This window comes from Arthrobacter sp. CAL618 (assembly GCF_000468215.1).
GTDB lineage: Bacteria > Actinomycetota > Actinomycetes > Actinomycetales > Micrococcaceae > Arthrobacter_D.
This window is the reverse complement of the sequence record NZ_ASZW01000115.1, coordinates 1-4,932: the sequence shown is the minus strand read 5'-3', so window position 1 is coordinate 4,932 and position 4,932 is coordinate 1. Positions and strand designations below refer to the sequence as shown.

The window sequence follows — 4,932 nt, the reverse complement described above, 5'->3', positions numbered from 1 at the left end:
CGGGCGAACACGTTGACCTGCGGGAGTCACTTGGGTTGCTGAACCGACCGGTTGAGGAAGAACGCTCGGCCGACCAGGCCGCCCAGGACTCGGTGCTGGCACTGGTCCGTGCAGTGACGGGACCAACTGCCGGAGGCGCCGCCGACACGGTGGAATCAACTGTAGAAGCGCTGCACCGGTTCATTGTGCGAACTCCTTCGGTGCTGCTCGGCGTCGCGCTGACGGATGCGGTGGGGGAGCGGCGCACCCAGAACCAACCGGGGACCAAGGACGAGTACCCCAACTGGCGGATCCCCCTCGCCGGATCTGACGGCCAGTCAGTGCTCCTCGAGGACCTGCCGGACAATGAGCGGTTTGCCGCCCTGGCGCGGGTGATGGCGGGTTGATCCGGGGGGACCGACTCATTCCGGGGCGGCGCCCCGAAGGTTCTATGCTGTAACCATGGCCCCCGCCGAATTATATTTCCCTCTCCCCTCCGCCTGGTCGCGCGCGTTGGGCTACCGAAGGATCCGTTGTGGGTGAGCTCCCGCCGGACGGCGTGCAGGGGATTGACGCCACCCTCAGTCGCGGTGCGGACAACATCCTGAGGCTGCGGTGGGCGCGAGGCATCTCAATCACTGAAGCCGACGCCCGCCTGGCAATGGATCAGGTGAACAAGCTGTGCGCTGGGGAAAGCCTCCCCATGCTCGTTGACATGGCGACAACGAAGGCCGTCAGCCGGGGAGCGCGAACGGTGTTCGGTCTGCCGTGCTCGGCCTCGCGGATTGCGCTCCTGGGCTCCTCGCAGGTGGATAAGGTCATTGCCAACTTCATTCTGGGCGTGAGCTCGCTACCGTGCCCCACAAAATTCTTCACCTCCGAACCGGCCGCGCTTGGCTGGCTGAAGGAGAGGTAAGTGGCGGAAGAGTTTGTGGACAAGCGGCTCGACGCCTTGGTGGAGGGAATTGTCCGGCTCTCCTCCGGAGACCTGTCAGCCAGGATGGAAGTTTCTCCCGCCCGGGATTCAATGGACGCCGTGATCAGCGGTGTGAATCTCCTGGCCGAGGAACTCGAAGTTCTCTATGAAGACCTGGAGCAGCGGGTCCGTGACCGGACCGCCCGCTTGCACGCGGCCCAGGTCGAGTTGGAACGAATGGCTATGTATGACAGTCTCACCGGTCTCCCGAACCGAACCTTGCTGCGCCGACGGATTGACGACGAAACGCTGGCCGCGGCCGCAGGGGTGCAACCTGCGGCATTGATTCTGCTGGATCTTGACGCGTTCAAAGCGGTGAACGATAGCCTCGGCCATTCTGCCGGCGACCAGGTGCTGATCGAAGTGGGACGTCGTCTTGAATCGACCGTCCGGGAATCCGATACTGTGGCACGGCTGGGCGGCGACGAGATTGCGGTCTTGTTGCCGCAAACTGCCGACGAGATCGCCTGTGAAATCGCTGAGCGTATCCTTTACGCGTTGCGGCCGGCGATGATCGTTTCCGAGACCAGCATCCGCATCCTGGCGAGTATCGGTGTCCGGTGCGGTGAAGCCGGGCAGTCGGGCGAAGACATGATGCGCGACGCCGATACCGCAATGTATGTGGCGAAGAACCTTGGCCGCAGCAATGTCCAGGTGTTTCACCCAGCCATGCTGCAAGCGACGCACGAGCGTTTCACCATTCTCGAGGAGCTGCGTCAGGCCATCCCAGCAGGTCAGCTCAGAGTTCATTACCAGCCGCTGGTCTCCCTTCAGACCTCCACAATTATTGGCGCCGAGGCTCTGGTGCGCTGGCAGCACCCGGACCGTGGGCTGCTCTATCCGGACCATTTCATTGGGATAGCGGAGGAGAGTGGACTGGTCGTCGATATCGGTGAATGGATGATCAACGCGGTCGCTGCTCAGCTCGGAGATTGGGGGGACGTGTTGGATGGTCGGGACTTTGCCGTCCGAATCAACTTGTCCGCCGCTGAAAGCAGGGCCCCCGGTCTGGCTGACCTCATCGATCGGGCCCTCGCCAGGCATGCTGTTCCCACCGATCGGTTTATCGTCGAGATTACTGAGACTTCCCTGATGACTGATCCGGAGGCGAGCTCCGCCAATTTGCTCGGGCTGCGGGAGCTTGGCGTCGGTGTCGAAATCGATGACTTCGGTACCGGCTACTCGTCCATCAGCTACCTCAGGAAACTTCCCGCCCAGGCGGTGAAAATGGACAGCTCGCTGATCGAAGACATTGTCGATGATCCGAGGCAGTTGAAGTTTGTCGCTGCCGTCCTGCAACTGATCGAAGCGGCTGGTCTCCTCTCGGTCGCGGAGGGAATTGAGACGGCTGACCAGGCCAGGCTCCTGAACCGAATGGGCTGCGATTACGGTCAGGGTTACTTTTTCGGCCGGCCGGCCGAAGCGGCAGTAATGGCAGGGCTAATCGGTAAAGGATTGCCCTCGCTGAGGGTTTAGTGTTGACGCGTGCCGACATTCCCGAAGAAATACCTCCTGCTGCCTACGGTCATCAGGCTCTCCTCAGGGGTGCCCAGGGATCGTAATGTCGCCTGGGAAAACTATTGGCACCGGATTCGAAGCACAGGGTCCGACGGCGACGTGTTGTGGGACGCCGGCGGGGACCAGGAGTTCAATAGCTACCTTCCCGGCCTCAGCCGCACCCTGAACCCTGCGCTGCCGGTCATTGATATCGGCTGCGGCAACGGTGCATTCACCCGGTTGCTGGCCGCCCACTTCCCCCTGGCCATAGGGGTGGACGTCGCCTCGAGTGCCACGTCCCGTGCGCTGACCGAATCGGCTCACCTCAGCAACGTGGACTATCGCACCGCCGACTGCACCGCTCCGGGGGCCGGCGAGCTCCTGGCAGCCGACTTTGGCCACTCGAACGTCTTTGTCCGGGGCGTCTTCCACGTCCTCGACCCGGCGGCCCGCACTGCCCTGGCCGCCACGCTCAAATCCTTGGTCGGGCCCCAGGGGCGGGTTTTTCTGGTGGAAACCAACTATCGAGGCGACGCGCTCAGCTACATTTCGCGCCTTGGCGCCTCGCCCGGCAGGATTCCCAAACCGTTGGAGCTCGCCATCGGCGGTCTACCGAAACCCGGTCATTTCGGCCCCGCCGAACGTCAGTCAGCCTTCGACGACGAGTCCTGGGCTGTGCTCGAGGACGGTCCGGTGACCATTAACGCTGTTGCCATGCGGGCGAAGGGCGAGCCGGAGCAGATCCCGGGCTACTACGCAGCGCTCGCGCCCCGTTCCTGAGTCGACCAGGTCGCCAAAACTCATCGGTTGCCCGTTCAAACTATTATGTGATCTTCGTCTACCCTTAGTGAGGTTGAATATTGAACAATTTCACGCAGCGTCAGCGCCCGCGGTCCTGACAGTACCCACCGTTCCAGCACGAAGGAGACATTGATGAGTTGGCTTGCCCGCGAACACACCATCGCCCCGCCCGGGTTTAACCGTTGGTTGATCCCCCCCGCAGCCCTGGCGGTGCATCTCTGTATCGGCCAGGCATACGCCACCAGCGTGTACAAGAACGCCCTGGTTGAGCACTTCGATGCGAGCCTGACGCAGATCGGCGTGATCTTCTCGATCGCCATCGTGATGCTGGGCCTGTCGGCCGCAGTGATGGGCACCTGGGTAGATAAGAACGGCCCCCGCATGGCCATGTTCACCTCGGCTCTTTTCTGGACCGGTGGTTTCCTTGTCGGCTCACTCGGAATCTTCACCAACCAGCTGTGGCTCGTCTACCTGGGCTACGGCTTCATCGGTGGCATCGGTCTTGGCATCGGTTACATCTCCCCGGTTTCGACCCTGATCAAATGGTTCCCGGACAGGCCAGGGCTGGCTACCGGTATGGCCATCATGGGCTTCGGTGGCGGCGCCCTGATCGCCAGCCCCCTCTCCACCCAGCTGTTGCGGATGTATGACCCGAACTCCGACGTCGAGGGCTGGGTAGCCAGCGGCGATTCGGTGGGCATGCTCTTCCTCACCCTCGCAGCCATTTACCTCGTGTACATGATGTTCGGTGCGTTCACCATCAAGGTCCCCGCAGCTGACTGGAAGCCGGCAGGCTTCGACCCCTCAACAATCAAGACCAAAGCGCTCGTAACCTCCGATAACGTCTCGGCCAAGAACTCCATCAAGACCAAGCAGTTCTGGCTGGTCTGGATCGTGCTCTTCTGCAACGTCACGGCAGGTATCGGCATCCTTGAGCAGGCGTCCCCAATGATCCAGGACTTCTTCCGCGAAGCAGACGGCTCCACCGCGGTCACCGTTGCTGTCGCCGGTGGGTTCGTTGGGTTGTTGTCGATTGGAAACATGGCCGGTCGCTTCGTCTGGTCCTCCACCTCAGACATCATTGGTCGCAAGCGGATCTACATGATCTATTTGGGTGTTGGCGCATTGCTGTACACCACGCTGGCGCTCGCCGGCGCGGGCACCACGATCCTCTTCGTGTTCCTGGCCTTCTTCATCATTTCCTTCTACGGCGGCGGCTTCGCTACCGTTCCTGCCTACCTGCGTGACCTCTTCGGCACCTACCAGGTCGGCGCCATTCACGGCCGGTTGCTGACCGCCTGGTCAGCCGCGGGTATCGCCGGACCACTGATCGTCAACGGTTTCCTCGACGCTCAGGGCACACCAGGCGAGCTCACCGCAGCCGCCTACCAGCCGGCACTGCTCACCATGGTGGGTCTGCTGGTTATCGGTTTCATCGCCAACCTGATGATCAAGCCGGTCGACTCGAAGTTCCACGAACCAAAGGCGGCCCCCGAATCCGGGACGTCCACCAAAGAATCCGCTATGGAGGCATGAGATGAAGGTAGCAAGCACCACGTTCGTATGGGCCCTTGTGACCGTTCCCTTGGCATATGGGATCTTCCAGACCATGACCCGCGTGTCAGCACTGTTCGGCGGCTAACCACCCGCAGTTTGTAGTGCTGCACCAACGATGGCGG

6 protein-coding genes are annotated in these 4,932 nt (G+C 61.8%); all 6 read left to right on the top strand.

Annotated features, from left to right (window positions below; genetic code table 11):
- Positions 1–386, top strand: a 386-nt coding sequence (locus K728_RS22350; protein ID WP_443110940.1) for a 4-alpha-glucanotransferase, incomplete at its 5' end; no start/stop codon positions are given.
- A gap of 128 nt (positions 387–514) precedes the next feature.
- Positions 515–895, top strand: a complete 381-nt coding sequence (locus tag K728_RS0107185) for a DUF7793 family protein (protein WP_019484121.1) — start codon at positions 515–517, stop codon at positions 893–895.
- Positions 896–2,431, top strand: coding sequence for a putative bifunctional diguanylate cyclase/phosphodiesterase (locus tag K728_RS0107180; RefSeq protein WP_024476313.1), 1,536 nt, complete (start codon positions 896–898; stop codon positions 2,429–2,431). It abuts the gene before it with no gap.
- 9 nt (positions 2,432–2,440) lie between these two features.
- On the top strand, positions 2,441–3,232 hold the full coding sequence (locus K728_RS0107175) for a class I SAM-dependent methyltransferase (RefSeq protein ID WP_024476312.1): 792 nt from the start codon (positions 2,441–2,443) through the stop codon (positions 3,230–3,232).
- Between the two features lie 153 nt (positions 3,233–3,385).
- Positions 3,386–4,789 (top strand): OFA family MFS transporter, encoded by a 1,404-nt coding sequence (locus tag K728_RS0107170; RefSeq protein WP_019484124.1) that lies wholly within the window; start codon positions 3,386–3,388, stop codon positions 4,787–4,789.
- 1 nt (position 4,790) lies between these two features.
- Entirely contained in the window at positions 4,791–4,895 is a 105-nt protein-coding gene (locus K728_RS23145; protein WP_019484125.1) for an MFS transporter small subunit, read from the top strand.
- Positions 4,896–4,932: the final 37 nt, after the last annotated feature.